The 16,221-nt window shown below is 69.7% G+C and carries 14 protein-coding genes; 6 read left to right on the top strand and 8 right to left on the bottom strand.

The annotated features are described in order from the left end of the window. Positions 1-2: 2 nt before the first annotated feature. The gene (locus ACE3QP_RS02135) at positions 3-3,221 is read left to right on the top strand and encodes an efflux RND transporter permease subunit (RefSeq protein ID WP_374433203.1); all 3,219 of its coding nucleotides are present in this window, start codon (positions 3-5) and stop codon (positions 3,219-3,221) included. On the opposite strand, the gene ACE3QP_RS02130 is transcribed toward ACE3QP_RS02135, so the two are convergent. Beyond that, a complete protein-coding gene (locus ACE3QP_RS02130; protein ID WP_374433201.1) occupies positions 3,199-4,581 on the bottom strand; it encodes an FAD-binding oxidoreductase in 1,383 nt (460 codons plus the stop codon). The two genes, ACE3QP_RS02135 and ACE3QP_RS02130, sit on opposite strands and share 23 nt — an antisense overlap. Further along, positions 4,578-4,952 (bottom strand): DUF2069 domain-containing protein, encoded by a 375-nt coding sequence (locus ACE3QP_RS02125; protein ID WP_374433199.1) that lies wholly within the window; start codon positions 4,950-4,952, stop codon positions 4,578-4,580. The genes ACE3QP_RS02130 and ACE3QP_RS02125 overlap by 4 nt, the downstream gene beginning before the upstream one ends. A gap of 42 nt (positions 4,953-4,994) precedes the next feature. Between ACE3QP_RS02125 and ACE3QP_RS02120 the strand changes: the two genes are divergently transcribed. Both ACE3QP_RS02120 and ACE3QP_RS02115 read left to right on the top strand, forming a co-directional pair. Next, on the top strand, positions 4,995-6,254 hold the full coding sequence (locus ACE3QP_RS02120) for a YihY family inner membrane protein (protein WP_374433198.1): 1,260 nt from the start codon (positions 4,995-4,997) through the stop codon (positions 6,252-6,254). 60 nt (positions 6,255-6,314) lie between these two features. Further along, entirely contained in the window at positions 6,315-7,151 is an 837-nt protein-coding gene (locus ACE3QP_RS02115) for a GNAT family N-acetyltransferase (protein WP_374433196.1), read from the top strand. 16 nt (positions 7,152-7,167) lie between these two features. Here ACE3QP_RS02115 and ACE3QP_RS02110 read toward each other — a convergent pair whose 3' ends face one another. From ACE3QP_RS02110 to ACE3QP_RS02085, 6 genes are read right to left on the bottom strand one after another with little or no spacing between them, the layout of a single operon-like run. Further along, positions 7,168-7,917 carry a substrate-binding periplasmic protein gene (locus ACE3QP_RS02110; RefSeq protein ID WP_374433194.1) on the bottom strand — a complete coding sequence of 250 codons (750 nt, stop codon included), beginning with the start codon at positions 7,915-7,917 and terminating at the stop codon, positions 7,168-7,170. Between the two features lie 35 nt (positions 7,918-7,952). After that, a complete protein-coding gene (locus tag ACE3QP_RS02105; protein ID WP_374433193.1) occupies positions 7,953-9,197 on the bottom strand; it encodes an endonuclease/exonuclease/phosphatase family protein in 1,245 nt (414 codons plus the stop codon). Beyond that, complete coding sequence (locus ACE3QP_RS02100; RefSeq protein ID WP_374433191.1) at positions 9,197-10,432, bottom strand: M20/M25/M40 family metallo-hydrolase; 1,236 nt, start codon at positions 10,430-10,432, stop codon at positions 9,197-9,199. The genes ACE3QP_RS02105 and ACE3QP_RS02100 overlap by 1 nt, the downstream gene beginning before the upstream one ends. Then, entirely contained in the window at positions 10,429-12,180 is a 1,752-nt protein-coding gene (uraD, locus tag ACE3QP_RS02095) for a 2-oxo-4-hydroxy-4-carboxy-5-ureidoimidazoline decarboxylase (protein ID WP_374433189.1), read from the bottom strand. The genes ACE3QP_RS02100 and uraD overlap by 4 nt, the downstream gene beginning before the upstream one ends. Continuing rightward, complete coding sequence (gene puuE, locus ACE3QP_RS02090) at positions 12,171-13,109, bottom strand: allantoinase PuuE (RefSeq protein WP_374433187.1); 939 nt, start codon at positions 13,107-13,109, stop codon at positions 12,171-12,173. Before puuE ends, uraD begins: the two co-directional genes overlap by 10 nt. Before the next feature lie 8 nt (positions 13,110-13,117). Continuing rightward, positions 13,118-13,792, bottom strand: a complete 675-nt coding sequence (locus tag ACE3QP_RS02085; protein WP_374433186.1) for a GntR family transcriptional regulator — start codon at positions 13,790-13,792, stop codon at positions 13,118-13,120. 66 nt (positions 13,793-13,858) lie between these two features. Here ACE3QP_RS02085 and uraH point away from each other — a divergent pair, with 66 nt between their 5' ends. From uraH to ACE3QP_RS02070, 3 genes are all read left to right on the top strand, one after another. Then, positions 13,859-14,215 (top strand): hydroxyisourate hydrolase, encoded by a 357-nt coding sequence (gene uraH, locus ACE3QP_RS02080; protein ID WP_374433184.1) that lies wholly within the window; start codon positions 13,859-13,861, stop codon positions 14,213-14,215. Beyond that, positions 14,215-15,423 (top strand): urate hydroxylase PuuD, encoded by a 1,209-nt coding sequence (locus ACE3QP_RS02075; RefSeq protein WP_374433182.1) that lies wholly within the window; start codon positions 14,215-14,217, stop codon positions 15,421-15,423. Before uraH ends, ACE3QP_RS02075 begins: the two co-directional genes overlap by 1 nt. Further along, positions 15,416-16,221, top strand: an 806-nt coding sequence (locus tag ACE3QP_RS02070; RefSeq protein ID WP_374433181.1) for a 2Fe-2S iron-sulfur cluster-binding protein, incomplete at its 3' end; no start/stop codon positions are given. The genes ACE3QP_RS02075 and ACE3QP_RS02070, both read left to right, overlap by 8 nt.

The raw sequence follows: 16,221 nt of genomic DNA, 5'->3' as shown, positions 1-16,221 counted from the left end.
TGATGTTTCTTTCCAACTTCAGTATCAAGAAGCCGGTCGCGACCATCGTGCTGATCATCGGCATGATGTTCCTGGGCCTGCTCGCGCTCTCGAAGCTGCGCGTCAACCAGTTCCCTGACATCGAACAGCCCCTGCTGGCTGTCAACATCAGCTACCCGGGGGCCTCACCCGACACGGCCGAGCGCGAGGTGCTGAACCGCATCGAGAAGGCGCTCAACGCCATCTCGGGCGTGGACCGCACCCAGGCCACGGCCTATGAAGGGGGTGCGCGCATCGTCATCTTCTTCGACTTCTCGAAGAACATGATCGAGGCGGCCGATGAGGTTCGCAACGCCATCGCCTCGGTGCGCCACAAGCTGCCGGTCGAGATCCGCGAACCCGTCATCACCCGCATCGACCCCGGGGCCCAGCCCATCTTGCAGCTGGCACTGACCAGCACCAGCCTGAGCCACGCCGAGCTCTCGCGTCTGGCCGAGGACAAATTGGCCGAGCGCTTCCGCGGCATCGCGGGCGTTGCCGTGGTCAATGTGAACGGCGCGCTGCGCCGTGAACTCTCGGTGCTGCTGCGCGCCGAAAAACTGCGCGAGTACGGCGTCTCCGTCACCGAGGTGGTGGCAGCCGTGCGCGCTCAGAACACCACTGCGCCGGTGGGCAAGGTGCGCGGTGAACTGGAAGACCAGAGCATTCGCTTGGTCGGCCGTATCGAGTCACCGGCCGAATTCGAGCAGATGGTCATCAAGCGCCGCGGCACCGAGGTTGTGCGCCTCGGCCAGGTGGCGGCCGTGCAGGACGGCTTTGCCGAACTGACCGGCTTCAGCCTGCGCGATGGCAAGCCCAATGTCGGCCTCTCCATCACCCGCTCGCGCGAGGCCTCGACGGTGACGGTGGCCAACGAGGCGCGCAAGCTGGTGGCCGAGATCCAGAAGGAACTGCCGGCCGGCACCCTGCTGGAGGTGACGCAGGACGGCGGCAAGGACGCCGAGAACAGCCTCAACAACGTCATCCATGCCCTGGTGTTCGGCGCCGGACTGACGGTGTTTGTGGTCTATGTCTTCCTGAACAGCTGGCGCTCGACGCTGATCACCGCGCTCTCCCTGCCCACCTCGGTGCTGGCGGCCTTCATCGCCGTGTGGGTGATGGGCTTCTCGCTCAATTTCATGAGCCTGCTGGGCCTGAGCCTGGCGATCGGCGTGCTGATCGACGACGCCATCGTGGTGCGCGAGAACATCGTGCGGCACATGGAGCGCGGCGCCGACCGCATGACGGCGGCGCGCGAGGGCACGGCCGAGATCGGCATGGCGGTGGCGGCCACCACCTTCGCCATCGTGGCGGTGTTTGTGCCGGTGGCCTTCATGGGCTCGGGCCCGGGCCAATGGTTCAAGCCCTTCGCGCTCACCGTCGTGGCCTCGGTGCTGGTGTCGCTGCTGATCAGCTTCACGCTCGATCCGATGCTCTCGGCCTACTGGGGTGACCCTCCGGGCTACCACCACGCCCCCAAGAAGGGCATCTCGCGCCAATTGCAGCGCTTCAATGACTGGTTCGACCACGTGGCGGACGGCTATGGCCGGGTGATCGCCTGGGCGCTGCACCACCGCCGCTGGATGGCGGCCATCGCCTTCGCCAGCTTTGTCGGTGCCATCTTCCTGCAGGGCAAGTTCGGTGGCTCGTCTTTCCTGCCGGCGGGCGATGCGGGCTTCCTGGCCATCGATGTGCGCACACCGGCTTCCAGCAGCCTGGAATACGGCAAGCGCAAGTTGGAGGCGGCGGCCACGCTGGCACGCGCCATGCCCGAAACCCAGCACACCAGCTCCTACCCGAATGCCTCCGGCGGCCGCGTCTACGTGGACATCGGCAAGAGCACCGAGCGCAAGCGCAGTGCCGGCGATGTGGCGGCCGACCTGCGCGAGAAGCTCACCCAGCTGGTGGGTGCCGAGTACGTGGTGCTGGACGACCTGAACAACGGTGCGCAAAAGCCTGTGCAGATCCGCTTCTACGGCACCGACACGCGCAAGCTGCAGGAAATAACCAGCGGCTTCATGCAGCAGATGCGCACCATCAAAGGTGCGGTGGATATCGGCTATTCCGAGCAGGACCCGCAGCAGGAACTGCAGATCGAACTGGACCGTGGCCTGGCCAATCAGCTCGGCATCTCGGTGGCGGATGCCGCCCAGGCGTTGCGCGTGGCCTTCGCCGGCGTGGAAGTTGGCGACTGGGTGGACCCGGCCGGCGAGACCCGTGACGTGGCCGTGCGCCTGCACCCCGAAGACCGTGTGGACGCCGCCAACATCGAGCGCCTGCCGATCGCCGTGGGCGGCAGCAACCGCATGGTGCCGCTGGACCAGATCGCCACCATCCGCATGGGCAAGGGCCCCTCGCAGATCCAGCACGCCGACGGCAAGCGCATGATCACCGTCAGCGCCAATGCCCAGGGCCGCTCGCCCGGCGAGATCACCGCCGAGGCCAAGAAGATGGCCGAGAAGATCGTCTTCCCGCCCGGCTTCGGCATCGAGCTCGCCGGTTCGGCGCGCGACCAGCAGGTGGTGTTCACCGCCATGGTCACGGCGCTCTTCAGCGGCGTGGGCCTGATGTACTTCGTGCTGGTGATCCAGTTCAACAGCTTCACCGCACCGCTGGGCGTGATGCTCTCGCTGCCGCTGTCGCTCATCGGCGTGGTGATCGCTCTGCTGCTCACCAAGGGCACGCTGAACCTGATGAGCCTGATCGGCGTCATCATGCTGATGGGCTTGGTGGCGAAGAACGCCATCCTGCTGCTGGATGCCACACGCCAGGAAGAGAAAGCGGGCATCGACCGCGAGGAGGCGCTGATGCACGCCGGGCGCAAGCGCTTCCGGCCGATCCTGATGACGACCTTTGCGCTGATCGCCGGCATGCTGCCGGTGGCCATCGGCATCGGCGAGGGCGGCGAGTTCTACCGCCCGATGGCGGTGGCCATCATCGGCGGCACCATCACCTCCACGGTGCTGACCCTGCTGGTGGTGCCAAGCTTCTACGACAGCATTGAGATCGCGCGCGACCGCATGCTGGCCAAGTTCAAGCGCCGCGTGCCACGCTGGACGGCGCTGGGCGCCTTCCTGATGACGCTGGTCGAAGCCGTGCTGACCGTGCTGCTGGTGCGCTTTGCCTGGCGCATGCTGGCCAAGCTGATTGGCCTGGTGATGCGCGGCCGCCGGCCGCGCGCTACAGAACCCGCCCTGGGTTGAGCCGGTTCGCCGGGTCAAGCGCCTGCTTGATCCGGCGCATCAGGTCCAGTGCCAGCGGGTCCAGGCGCTGAACCAACTCGGCCCGGCGCAGCCGGCCGATGCCGTGCTCGGCGCTGAAGCTGCCGCCGAACTCGGCCACGCAGTCGAACACCAGGGCGTTCAGTGCCGGCTCCTGTGCCTGGAAGTCGGCCAGGCTCTGGCCCGCGGGCGGGGCCACGTTGAAGTGCAGGTTCCCGTCGCCCAGATGCCCGAACACCACCGGCCGGGCCCCCGGGAACGCGCGCGCGATGCGCGCCTCGCACGCGGCCACGAAATCGGCGATGCGGTCGAGCGGCAGGGCGATGTCGTGCTTGAGATTGCCGCCGGCGCGGGTCTGCGCGCCGGGAATGGCCTCGCGCACGGCCCACAGGGCCTGCGCCTGCGCCTCGTTGTGGGCCAGCACGGCGTCTTGAGCCCACCCCTCGGCCAGCACCAGGGCCAGCCAGGCCTCGAACTCGGCGCGGGCCTCCGCCTCCGCACGGTGGCTGGACAACTCCACCAGCAGCGCCCAGGGGCAGGCCGGCAGGGGCAGCTTGTCGAGCAACTGCTGACTCGCCTGGCTCATGGCCTCGAAGCCGCTCAGGCCGTCGCCCAGCGCCGTGCGGGCGCTCCGCAGCAGCTGCATCGCGGCGGGCAGATCGGGCACCGCCAGCCAGGCCGCCAGCCGGCTGCGCGGCAGGGCCTGCAGCTTGATGACCGCCGCGGTGATGACACCCAGCGTGCCCTCGCTGCCGATGAACAGGTCGCGCAGGTTCAGGCCGCGATGGTCCTTGCGCAGGCCGTCCAGGTCGCTCCACAGGCCGCCGTCGGCCGTCACCACCTCCAGCCCGAGGCAGAGGTCGCGTGCATTGCCCCAGCGCAGTACCTGGGTGCCGCCGGCATTGGTGGCGAGATTGCCACCCAGGGTGCAGCTGCCCTCGGCCGCCAGGCTCAGCGGCAGCAGCAGGCCTTGCGCGGCGCAGGCCTGCTGCAGGGGCTGCAGCAGTGCGCCCGCCTCGGCGCACAGCGTGGCGTTGACGGGGCTGATGGCGCGGATGCGATCGACCCGCCGCAGGCTCAGCACGAGCTCGCGGCCGCTGGTGTCGGGCGTCGAGCCTTCGACGAGGCCGGTGTTGCCACCCTGGGGCACCAGGGCCAGGCCTTCGCGCGCGGCGGCGCGCAGCATGGCCTGCACCTCGCCCACGGTGCGCGGGCGAAGCACCGCGAGCGCCCGGCCTGGGGCGCGGCCACGCCAGTCGCGCTCGAAGGGTGCGGCATCGGCGCCGGCCAGCGCCTGTTCGGGGCCGAACTCGCTGCGCAGGCGCGCCAACACCTCGGTCATGCGGCCTTCGCAGCTTTCAGGCGCTGGCGGATCTGCACCGTGCAGGCGCTGAACAGCGCCACGGCCAGGGCCACTTCGGCCCAGCCCAGCCAGGCTTCGGCACCACGGCCGCTGGGGCCGCGCACCAGGCCCTCGGTGGCGTAGAGCCAGACCAGCAGGCTGGTCCACCGGTAGGTGTAGAGGCGATAGCGCCACAGGCCGGGCAGCGCGGGCAGCAGGGGCAGGGCCTTGAGCGCCAGCCAGCCCTGGCCGGTGGGCTGCAGCCACAGCTCCCAGGCCAGGCACAGGCCGATGAGCAGGACGCAGAACAGCAGGGCGGCGGCTCGGCTGGCCCGCTCGGCGGGGCTCGGAAGGGTGCGCGGGGTGGACATCCCGCCAGTGTAGGGAGGGCCATCACTACACTCGGCCCCCCTATGCTGCTGAGCCCCTCTTTTGCCGCCCTGCGCCGCCATGCCTGGCTGCGCATGCTGCTGAGCAGTTGGCGCGACCTGCGCCGCTGGCCCTGGCGTGAATCGGCCGCCGGCCTGCAGGCACGCTTCACCGAGCTGCGCCTGGGCGTCACAGCCGGCAGCCTGACCTTCACCACGCTGATCTCGCTGGTGCCGCTGCTGGTGCTGATGCTGGCCCTGTTCACCGCGTTCCCGATGTTCTCGGGTTTCCAGAAGGCGCTGGAGCAGTACTTCCTGGCCAATCTGGTGCCCGACAACATTGCCCGCCCGGTGCTGCGCACGCTCACGCAGTTCGCCAGCAAGGCCAAGGGCCTGGGCACCGTGGGTGCGGGCGTGCTGGGGCTCACCGCCATCGCCCTGATGCTGACCATCGACCGCACGCTCAACGCCATCTGGCGCGTGCGGCGCCCGCGGCCCATTGCGCAGCGCGTGCTCGTCTACTGGGCCACGCTGACGCTGGGGCCGCTGGCGCTGGGGGCCAGCCTGACACTGACCAGCTACGCCCTCTCAGCCAGCCAGGGCCTGGTGGACCGCCTGCCGGGCGGGTTCGAGACCCTGCTGGATTTCATGCAGTTCGGCGTGCTCACGGCCGCAGTGGCGGGTCTGTTCCATTTCGTGCCCAACACCCATGTGCGCTGGCGCCATGCGCTGCTGGGTGCGCTGTTCGTGGCCGGTGCCTTCGGACTGGCGAAGCTGGGCCTGGCCTGGTGGATCAAGCAGGTGCCCACCTACGCCACCCTGTACGGGGCCTTTGCCACGCTGCCGATTTTTCTGATCTGGATGTACCTGGGCTGGGTGATCGTGCTGCTGGGGGCGCTGATTGCTGCGAACGCGCCGGGCCTGACACAAGGCCTGATGCAGCGCGCACCGGCGCCCGGACTGGAGCTGGAACTGGCACTGCGCGTGCTGGGCGAGCTGTGGCTGCGCCAGCGCCGCGGTGCGGCCGGCGCCAGCAAGCTCGCGCTGGCTCAGGGCCTGCGCATCGAGCCCCTGCAACTGGAGCCGGTGCTGGAGACCCTGCTGCGCTTGGATTGGATCGGCCGCCTGGAAGAGGAGGGCGCGCAGCGCCTGGTGCTGCTGCGCAACCCGCAGGAAACCCTGGCCGCGCCACTGCTGCAGGCCCTGCTGGTGGGGCGCAGCCCGGCCACACAGGGGCTTTGGCGGGCCAGTGGCTGGGAAGAGCTGAGCGTGGCGCAACTGCTGGCTGGGAACGAGCCGCGCTGAGGCATGGCGAACGGCGCCGGCGGGTCGCAAGGCTCTAATGCCGCGGCCCAGGAGCCGCCGATGACCGATACCGCCTTCGTCCCTGCCGACCAACTGCCCGCCGCCGTCTTGCACGAGGCCTTCAGCCAGGCCTTTTCCGACTACTTGATCGGACCCTTCCAGCTGAGCCTGGCGCAATGGCCGGGCTTTTTGGCCCGCCAGGCGGTGGACTTGAGCCTGAGTCGGGTGGCGTTGGATGCCGCGGGCCAGCCGCTCGCCTTTGCCTTCGTGGCGCCGCGCACCGGGCGCTGGCGCCTGGCCACCATGGGTGCCACACCGGCCGCCCGGGGCAGTGGCGCCGCACCGGCGCTGCTGGATGACTTCATCCACCGCGCCTGCGCCGCCGGCCTGCAGGCCGTGGAGTTGGAGGTGTTCGCGCAGAACGAGCGCGCTGTGCGCCTGTACCAGTCGCGCGGGTTCGACACGGTGCACGAGTTGCTCGGCTTCGAGCGGGCCGCGTCGGGCGCGGCGGCGCAGGCACCGGGCTTCGATGCCCTGCCGCGCGAGCAGGCCCTGCAGTGGCTGCGCACGCATGAGCCCGCTGACTTGCCGCTGCAGGTCAGCGCCACGGTGCTGGAACGCCACCCGAGCGCCTGGACGGCCTGGCAGACAGGCCAGGCCCAGCTGGTGTGGACCGAGGCGGGCGAGCGGGTGCAGATCCTCAGCCTGGTGGACCTGAGCCCAGCCCAGGCCGATGCCGAACGCCTGGTGGCGGCCCTGGCCGCGGCGGAGCCGACACGGGGCTTGTTCGTGCCGCAGTTGCAGCGCATGGATCTGGGAGGCGCGGCCTTGCGGCGGCTGGGTTTCGAGAGCCCGGCGCTATGCCAATGGCTGATGCGCCGCCCGCTGCAAGGCTGAGCCCTGACGAGCCCGCCTATTCCTCCAGGTAGCGCTGGTAGATCGCCCGCAGCCGCCCGCTGGCGCGCAGCTGCTTCAGGCCGGCATTGAAGTCGTCGCGGATCTTGGGGTCGCGAAACACCGGGCGGTAGTCATCCGCCTTCGGGGTGGTGAAGCGGTGCTCGTCCACCGGCAGCACGGCCTGGCCCTGATTGCGCACCTGCAGGCTGAAGTAGCGGAAGATGTGCCGGTCGCTCAGCACGACGTCGACACGGCCGGCCATCAGCATGCGCACCTGGGTGGCCTGGTCATTGACCTCGCGGTACAGCCCGGCCTGCTTCACGGGCTCCAGCCATTCCGGAAAGCGTTTTGCGGCGCCCTGAAAGGACACCACGCTGAGACCCTTCAGGTCGGCGGGCGTGCGAATCTTCCGCTGCAGCTGGCGGAGCGTGACGAACACGTTGTCGTAGACCACCGCGGTGTCGCCGTAGTGGCCGCCGAAGGGACGCAGGTCCTCGCCCAAATCGGTCATGGCGGCGTCCACCTCGCCACTCTTGAAGGCCATGGGCACGCGCGCAAAGGCGTAGTACACCGGCTTGAGCTGGTGGCCGCGCAAGGCCAGGGCTTCGCGGTAGGTCTCGATCTCGATGCCGGAGTCGGTGGCGGGGAAGCTGAATGGCGGGATCTTTTCACCGAAGGCCATGCGCAGCTCGGCCGCGGCCGCGGGGCCGGCCGGGCCGAGGAGGGCGCTCAGCAGCAAGGCGAGCAGGGACAGGCGTCGGACCATGGTGCGAGGCTAACGCAGTGACGCCGGCTTGGCGCTCAAAGTTCCAGCTCGGCCACCAGCGGGCAGTGGTCCGAGAGCCCCAGCTCCACCTGGCCCTGGGCGTTCGGCCGGGTTTCACCGGCGGCGCCCAGCGCCAGCTTGTGCGCGCCGTCGCCCTTCAGGGCACCCGCCACAACGATGTGGTCCAGCCCCACCGGGTTGCGGCAGCCCAGGGTGGCGCGCAGCTGGCCATATTCCTGCCGGTCCAGCAAACGGGTCTTGGCCAGGGCGCAGGCGGGCAGGCCCGTGCATTCGGCAGACAGCAGGCGCAGGGCCTGGGGCTGGCCGTCGTTCAGTTCGCGCCACAGATTGCGCACCTTGACCTCGGGTCCATGCGGCGCAGCAGCGGCGCCCCCGGCACTGCGGGCCGGCAGTTCGGCGGCCTCGCTGGCCTCATGGCCGAGGTTGCGGTTGAAGTCGCCCAGCAGCACCAGGCCGTCGGCTCCTTGGCTCTGACGTTCCAGCCAGTCTTCCAGCGGGGCCACCTGCTCCTGCAGGCTCTGGCAATGGGGGTTGGGGCCATCCAGCTGGCCGCGCGCCTCGCCGGCGGCGGCCGGGAACAGCGGGTTGTTCGCGTCCAGCGCGGACACGCAGGAGGACTTCAGGTGCACGGTGAGGAAGCGCAGGGTCTTGCCGCCGGTCTGCAGGCTCAGGGCGAGCCCGGGGCGCACCTGATCGGCCATGGCGCGTTGCGGCAGGGCCAGGCGCCAATCCAGTTCGCAGCGTCCGCTGCCCAGCTTGCGCTTCCAGGCAAAGGCCAGGCGCTGCACCTTGTGGCCCTCGTAGCTGCAGACCTCGTAGGCCTCGCCCACCAGCTCGCGCACGGCCGCTGCGCCGCTCACTTCCTGGAAGGCGATCACGTCGGCGTCCAGCTTCTCGGCCAGCACGGTGCGCAGGCGCTCGCGGCGTTGTTCGTCCTGCTCCGGCGTGACGGCGACGGACTGGCGGTTGTGCTGGTAGGTGTCGCAAGGGGGCAGGGCGCCGATGTCCCAGTCGATCGGCGCGTTGCGGCCCCAGGGCAGCTTCCAGCCCGGTTGGGTGTCGGCGCCGGCTGCGGCCGCGGGCTTCCAGCGGCCGCCTTCCAGCTTGAATGGGGCCGCGCAGGCGGCGCGCCACTGGGCGGCGAGCTCGCGGTCCAGGTGCCAGCCCAGGTTCCAGGTGGCCACTTTCAAAGGGGCGGCCTGGGCCCATGGCGTTTGGGCGGCTGCGGCCAGCAGCAGGGTGGAGATCAAGGTGCGCATCAGTCGGTCTTCAGCAGGTCGTAGAGGGTGCGCGCCACGACCTGGGTGGCGCGGCGCAGGTCATTCAGGTCCAGGTGCTCGTCGGCGCGCTTGGCATTGCTTTCCAGCACGGTGCGCGGGCCGGCGCCGTAGATGACGGCGGGCACGCCCGCGGCGCCGTACAGCCGCACATCGGTGTAGAGCGGCGTGCCGCATTCGGGGATGTCTTCGCCCAGCACCTCTCGGCCGTGGCGCTGGATGGCCTGTACCAGCGGGGCGTTGCGCGCATCGGGCTGCAGGCTGTGGGCCAGCAGCAGGCGGCGGATGCTCAGCTTCACCTTGGGATGGTGGGTGCGCACATTGGTCTCGATCAGATGGCGCAGCCCCTTCTCGACCTCGGTCGGGTCTTCCTCGGGGATCATGCGGCGGTCCAGCTTGAGCGTGACCTTGCCGGGCACCACATTGGTGTTGCTGCCGCCCTCGATGCGTCCCACGTTCAGGTAGGGGTGGGTGATGCCCGCGACCTCGGAGCGGATCAGCTTGAGCGAGGCGTTGTCGGCGTACAGCGCATGCAGCAGGTCGGTGGCGGCCTGCAGGGCGTCGATGCCGGTGTGGGGGTATGCGGCATGGCTGGCCAGGCCGGTGAGCGTCACTTCCAGCTGCAGGCAGCCGTTGTGGGCGGTGACGACCTGGTAGCTGAAGCCGGCGGCGATCAGGTAGTCGGGTTTCGTCAGCCCCTGGCGCAGCAGCCAGCCGGGGCCGAGCTCGCCGCCGAATTCCTCGTCGTAGGTGAAGTGCAGCTCCACGCCGCCCTTCAGCGGCAGGCCCAGGGCTTCGAGCGCACGCAGCGCGAAGGTGTAGCTGGCGAAGTCGCTTTTGCTGACGGCGGCGGCGCGGCCGTAGAGCTGGCCGTCCACCACCGCGCCGCCGTAGGGGTCCTGGCTCCAGCCCTCGCCGGGCGGCACTACGTCGCCATGCGCGTTCAGCGCCACCACCGGGCCGCTGGGGGCAAAGCGCCGGCGCACGATCAGGTTCGTGATGCTCTGCATGCCCTGCGCCTGCACCTCGGCCGCCGGCACGGGGTGGGCCTCGCAGGGCAGGCCCATGGCGGCCAGCAGCTCGGCGGTGCGCTCGGCGTGCGGGGCGTTGTTCCCCGGGGGCGTGTCGGTGGGCACGCGCACCAGCTCCTGCAGGAAGCGCACCTCCTCGTCGAAATGCGCGGCAATCCAGGCGTCCAGCCTTGCGTAGGCCGTCATAGGTTCTCCAGCAGCTGCTGCAGGGCGTCCACGGCCAGCTGGGCGTCGTGGGCGGTGATGGTTTCGAGCGGGTTGTGGCTGATGCCGGCGTTGCCGCCGCGCACGAACAGCATGGCCTGGGGCAGCAGCTCGTGCATCTTCATGGCGTCGTGCCCGGCGCCGCTGGGCAAGCGGAACACCGGCAGGCCCAGCGCGGCCACGGCGGCTTCCCAGCGGGCCATCCAGTCCGGGTGGCTGGGGGCGGCGTCGGCACTCAGCGTAGGGCGCAGCGTGTACTGCAGGCCACGGCGCTGGCAGTTGGCATCCAGGGCCTGCAGCACCTCGTCGCGCAGGCGGTCGCGCACGGCGTCGCGCGGGGCACGCAGGTCGAGGCTGAAGCGGCAGCGCCCGGGCACCACGTTGATGGAGCCGCCCGGCACTTCGAGTTGGCCCACGGTGCCCACGGCCTCGGGCAGGGCGGCGGCAATTCGTTCGACCTGCAGCACCAGTTCGGCCACGGCCACCGCGGCATCGCGGCGTGCCGCGCCCATGGGCGTGGTGCCCGCGTGGCTGGCCACGCCCAGCACTTCGCCGGTGTAGCGGTGGCTGCCGTTGATGGAGCTCACCACGCCGAGCGGCAGGTTCATGGCGTCGAGCACCGGGCCTTGCTCGATGTGGATCTCGACGAAGCCCAGATAGCGGGCCGGCTCGCGGCGCAGCGCCTGGATGGATTCGAGCGTGCCGGGAAGGCCAGCGGCTTGCATGGCATCGCGCAGCGTCACGCCATCAGCGTCCTGCTGCTCCAGCCAGGCCGGCTCGAAGCGGCCGACCAGCGCGCTGCTGGCCAGGAAGGTGGCGGGAAAGCGCTGACCTTCTTCCTCGGCAAAGCCCACCACCTCCAGCCCATGGCGCGGGCGCCAGCCCTTGGCCGCCCAGCGCTGCACCAGGGCCATGGGTGCCAGGATGCCGAGGCGGCCGTCGTAGCGGCCGCCGTTGCGCACGGTGTCGTAGTGGCTGCCGGTCAGCACGCGCGGGGCGCTGCGGTCCTGCCCGTAATACACGCCGACCACATTGCCCACGGCATCCAGGCTGCACTCGTCGAAGCCAGCGGCGCCCATCCAGTCCTGCAGGTCCTGCGCGCAGGCGCGGTGCGCTGGGGTCAGGTAGGTGACGGTCAGTGCATCGGGGGCATCGCTGTGGCGGGCCAGGGCCTCGGCCCAGTCCCACACCTGCTCGCCGGCGGGCAGCGTTTCGTGGAACTTTTCGGCCAGACGCAGCTCGGCGATGCGGTGGATCTGGCGCAGGCACTCGTGGAACTCGTCCTCGGCGTGCGCGTGCAGGCGGCGCTCGAAGGTCTCGATGATCTGGTGGCGCGTCAGGCCGGTGCCGCGCGGCCCGCGCACGGCCAGGATGAAGGGCCAGCCGAAGCGCTGGTTGTAATCGGCGTTCAGGCGCTGCAGGGTGTCGAACTCTGCCGGGCTGCAATGCGTCAGGCCGGCGCGCGCCTGCTCGCCGGTGCTCTCGGCGGTCAGCGCGCCGGCCACCATGGCCTTGCCGGCCAGCTCGGGGTGGGCGCGGATCAGGCCCAGCTGCGCCTCGCGGCTGGCGACGGCCAGCACCTCGGCGCAGGCGCGCTTGAAGGCGGCGAGGCTGGCGAAGGGGCGGCGCGGCAGGGCTTGCTCGACGATCCAGGGTGAGTGCTCGTACAGCCCGCCCAGTTGCGCCAACAGCTCGGCCTGTGGTGCCTGGTTCAGGATGTTCAGGTCCATACGAAGGCGGTGTCGGGGTTGAAGGGGTGCTGGGCCTTCCAGTGCCGGGCGATGTCGATGCGGCGGGTGATCCACACCCGATCGTGCGCCTGCACATGGTCCAGAAAACGCTGCAGCGCGCGCATGCGCCCCGGGCGGCCCAGCAGCCGGCAATGCAGGCCCACGCTCATCATCGAAGGCCGCTCGGCGCCTTCGGCGTAGTGCACGTCGAAGGCATCGCGCAGGTACTGGAAAAAGGGTTCGCCATGGCTGAAGCCCTGGGGCAGGGCAAAGCGCATGTCGTTGCAATCCAGCGTGTAGGGGACCACCAGATGCGGGCTGAGCTCGCCGCTGGACTTGCGCACTTGTAGCCAGAAGGGCAGGTCGTCGCCGTAATAGTCGCTGTCGTACTCGAAGCCGCCATGCTCCACCACCAGGCGGCGGGTGTTGGGGCTGTCGCGCCCGGTGTACCAGCCGGCGGGGGGCTGGCCGGTCAGGCGCGTGATGGTCTCCACGGCTTGCAGCAGGTGGGCGCGCTCGGTGGCTTCGTCCATGCCCTGGTAGTGGATCCAGCGCCAGCCGTGCGAGGCAATCTCGTGCCCCAGCTCGACGAAGGCGGCGGTCACTTCCGGGCAGCGCTCCAGTGCCATCCCGACGCCGAAGACGGTGAGCGGCAGGCCGCGCTGCTCGAACTCGCGCAGGATGCGCCAGACGCCCACGCGCGAGCCGTACTCGTAAATGCCCTCCATGCTCAGGTGGCGCGCCGGGTAGGCGGCCGGGTTGAACATCTCGGAGAGGAACTGCTCGCTGCCGGAATCGCCATGCAGCACCGAGTTCTCGCCGCCTTCCTCGAAGTTCAGCACAAACTGCAGGGCCACGCGGGCCTGCTTCGGCCAGTGCGGGTGGGGCGGGGTGCGGCCGTAGCCGCGCAGGTCACGCGGATAGTTCATGACGGCGTTCAAGCGGCGATGCGCAGGGCCGTGGCCAGGTCCACGGTGCGGGGGTGCAGTTGCATGTTGCGCTCCACATTGCCCAGATGCTCCTGCATCAGGCGGGTGGCGGTCTTCGCATCGCCTTGCTCGATGGCATCGACGATGGCCACGTGTTCCTCGGCGGAATGCTCGGCGGAGTGCGAGCTCTGGTACATCAGCGCAATCAGGGAGCAGCGCGCCAGCAGGTCGGCCAGCAGGTCCGCCAGCACCTCGTTGCCCAACAGGCGTGCCATCAGCACATGAAATTCGGCCAGCAGACGGGTGCGCCCCGTCACGTCCCCGCGCGCCAGCGCCTCGGCCTCGCGGCGCAAGTGTTCACGCAGGGCCTGCACCTGCGCGGGCGCAATGGACTTGCAGAGTTGCCGCACCAGCTGCAGCTCGATCATTTGCCGCACCTCGAACACTTGCCTGGCTTCGTCCACGCTGGGTTCGGCCACGAAGGCGCCGCGGGCGGGTTGCAGCTTTACCAGGTGGTCGCGGCTGAGCTGGTTCAGCGCCTGGCGCACCAGGGTGCGCGAGACTTCGAACAGGTCGGCCAGTTGCTGCTCCACCAGCTTGGTGCCCGGCATCAGGCGGCGCTCGACGATGGCGGCGGTGATGGCGTCAACGATGCGCTGGGTGGCGCTGGCCGGTTCGGACATGGCTTTGGTTATGCAAGCGTGTATGCTTGAGTGTATACAGTTTGCCGAAACCGAAACACCGCTGCCATGGGCCATCTATCCACCCACGTGCTCGACACCGCCCACGGCTGCCCGGCTGCCGGCATGGCCGTGACGCTGCAGCGCATCCTGCCTGAGGGCGGGGCCGAGACCTGCCAGCGTTTTCACCTGAATGCCGATGGCCGAGCCGATGGCCCGCTGCTCAGTGGCGAGGCCCTGCAGGCCGGGCGCTGGCGCCTGTGCTTTGAGGTGGCGGCCTACTTCCGTGCCCGCGGCGTGGAGCTGCCCGAGCCGCCGTTCATCGACGTGGTGAACCTCGATTTCGGCATCGCCGATGTGCAGGCCAAGTACCACGTGCCGCTGCTCGTGAGCCCCTGGAGCTACAGCACTTATCGGGGCAGTTGATGGAGTGGTCTTACCTGTTCGACTGGGCCAACCTGCTGTTGCGCTGGGCCCATGTCATCACCGCCATCGCCTGGATCGGCTCGTCCTTCTACTTCGTGTTCCTGGATTCCAGCCTGACCAAGCCGACGGCGCCCGATCTGCAGGCCAAGGGCGTGGACGGCGAGCTCTGGGCCGTGCACGGCGGCGGCTTCTACCACCCGCAGAAGTACCTGGTGGCGCCCAAGGCCCTGCCCGAGAAGCTGCACTGGTTCTTCTGGGAGAGCTACTCCACCTGGCTGACGGGCTTTGCGCTCTTCACGGTGCTCTATCTCTTCAACGCCGACAGCTTCCTGATCGACCCGCGCGTGCACGCCTGGTCGTCCAGCGGCGCGGCGGTGGCGGCGGCGCTGGGCTTCGTATTCGCCTTCTGGTTCGTCTACAACGCCCTGTGCCGGCTGCTGGGCGAGCGCCAGGGCAAGGTGGGGGGTGATGCCTTCGTGGGCCTGGCCGTGCTGGCCGTGGTGGTGGGCGCCAGCTGGGCCGCCTGCCAGCTCTTTGCCGGCCGGGCCGCTTTCGTCATCGTGGGCGCCATGCTGGCCACGGCCATGAGCGCGAACGTGCTGGTGTGGATCATCCCGGGGCAGCGCAAGGTTATCGCGCAGATGAAGGCCGGGCAGCCGGTGGACCCCATCCATGGCCAGCGCGGCAAGCAGCGCAGCGTGCACAACACCTACTTCACGCTGCCGGTGCTGGTGGCCATGCTGAGCAACCACTACCCCATGCTCTACCAAGGCGCACACAACTGGGCGGTGCTGGTGGTGCTGATGCTGGCCGGCGCGCAGATCCGCCACAGCTTCGTGGCCCGCCACAAGGCCCTGGTGCAGGGCGTGCGCGTGCCCTGGGAGTTCGCGGCCCTTGGCACCGCACTGCTGATCGGCCTGGCCGTGGCCCTGGCGCCGGCACCACAGCCAAAACCAATTAGCGCCGTGCCGCGCCTGGCCGAGGTGCAGGCGGTGGTGGCCCAGCGCTGCCTGGCCTGCCATGGCGAGCAGGGCGCGCAAAAAGGCGTGGCCTTGCACCAGCCGGCCTTGCTGGCACAGCATGCCCAGGCCATCCACCAGCAAGTGGTGCTGGCCCGCACCATGCCCTTGAACAACGCCACCCAGATCACCGACGCCGAGCGCGCGCTGCTCGGCCGCTGGGTGGCCGCAGGAGCCCCGCTTGAGTGAGCTTTCCACCCGCCCGCTGCGCTTCTGGCACCGCGGTGCCATCCAAACAATCGACGCCCCGCCCAGCACCCGCACGGTGCTGGAATGGCTGCGCGAGGACCAGCGCTGCACCGGCGGCAAGGAAGGCTGCGCCGAGGGCGACTGCGGCGCCTGCACCGTGGTGCTGGGCGAGCTGAACGCTGAAGGGCAGCTGCAGCTCAAGCCGGTGAACAGCTGCATCCAGTTCCTGCCCACGCTGGACGGCAAGGCTTTGTTCACGGTGGAAGACCTGGGCTGCCCCGAGCAGCTGCACCCGGTGCAGCAGGCCCTGGTGGACTGCCACGGCTCGCAATGCGGCTTCTGCACCCCCGGTTTCGTGATGTCGATCTGGCAGCTGTGGGAAGAGCTGAAGAGCCCGCCGAACCGCCAGCAGCTGGCTGACGGCCTGAGCGGCAATCTGTGCCGCTGCACCGGCTACCGCCCGATCCTGGATGCCGGCGAGCGCTGCTTTGCGCAAACCGCACCGCGCCTGGACCGCGCCCCCATCGAAGCCGCACTGCGCGAGCTGCAGGCTCAAGGCCCGCTGCACACCCCGAGCGGCTTCCACAGCCCGCGCAGCCTGGATGAGCTGGCCGCGCTGCGGCAGGCCATGCCGCAGGCGCGGCTGCTGGCGGGCAGCACCGATGTGGGCCTGTGGGTCACCAAGCAGTTCCGCGCGTTGGGCGAGGTCATCTACCTCGGCCAGGTGGCCGAGCTGCAGCGCATCGAGCGCAGCGCCAAGGCGCTGCGCATCGGTGCGGGCGCCTCGCTGGAGGCGGC

This window comes from Inhella sp., from assembly GCF_041912635.1.
Taxonomy (GTDB): domain Bacteria; phylum Pseudomonadota; class Gammaproteobacteria; order Burkholderiales; family Burkholderiaceae_C; genus Inhella.
The sequence above is the reverse complement of the archived record's forward strand: the minus strand, read 5'-3'. Positions and strand labels throughout refer to the sequence as shown.

Excerpts from the sequence above, each read along its gene's own strand:
- ACE3QP_RS02135 (WP_374433203.1), top strand. The coding sequence starts at position 3 with ATGTTTCTTTCCAACTTCAGTATCAAGAAGCCGGTCGCGACCATCGTG.
- ACE3QP_RS02130 (WP_374433201.1), bottom strand. The coding sequence starts at position 4,581 with ATGACCGAGGTGTTGGCGCGCCTGCGCAGCGAGTTCGGCCCCGAACAG.
- ACE3QP_RS02125 (WP_374433199.1), bottom strand. The coding sequence starts at position 4,952 with ATGTCCACCCCGCGCACCCTTCCGAGCCCCGCCGAGCGGGCCAGCCGA.
- ACE3QP_RS02120 (WP_374433198.1), top strand. The coding sequence starts at position 4,995 with ATGCTGCTGAGCCCCTCTTTTGCCGCCCTGCGCCGCCATGCCTGGCTG.
- ACE3QP_RS02115 (WP_374433196.1), top strand. The coding sequence starts at position 6,315 with ATGACCGATACCGCCTTCGTCCCTGCCGACCAACTGCCCGCCGCCGTC.
- ACE3QP_RS02110 (WP_374433194.1), bottom strand. The coding sequence starts at position 7,917 with ATGGTCCGACGCCTGTCCCTGCTCGCCTTGCTGCTGAGCGCCCTCCTC.
- ACE3QP_RS02105 (WP_374433193.1), bottom strand. The coding sequence starts at position 9,197 with ATGCGCACCTTGATCTCCACCCTGCTGCTGGCCGCAGCCGCCCAAACG.
- ACE3QP_RS02100 (WP_374433191.1), bottom strand. The coding sequence starts at position 10,432 with ATGACGGCCTACGCAAGGCTGGACGCCTGGATTGCCGCGCATTTCGAC.
- uraD (WP_374433189.1), bottom strand. The coding sequence starts at position 12,180 with ATGGACCTGAACATCCTGAACCAGGCACCACAGGCCGAGCTGTTGGCG.
- puuE (WP_374433187.1), bottom strand. The coding sequence starts at position 13,109 with ATGAACTATCCGCGTGACCTGCGCGGCTACGGCCGCACCCCGCCCCAC.
- ACE3QP_RS02085 (WP_374433186.1), bottom strand. The coding sequence starts at position 13,792 with ATGTCCGAACCGGCCAGCGCCACCCAGCGCATCGTTGACGCCATCACC.
- uraH (WP_374433184.1), top strand. The coding sequence starts at position 13,859 with ATGGGCCATCTATCCACCCACGTGCTCGACACCGCCCACGGCTGCCCG.
- ACE3QP_RS02075 (WP_374433182.1), top strand. The coding sequence starts at position 14,215 with ATGGAGTGGTCTTACCTGTTCGACTGGGCCAACCTGCTGTTGCGCTGG.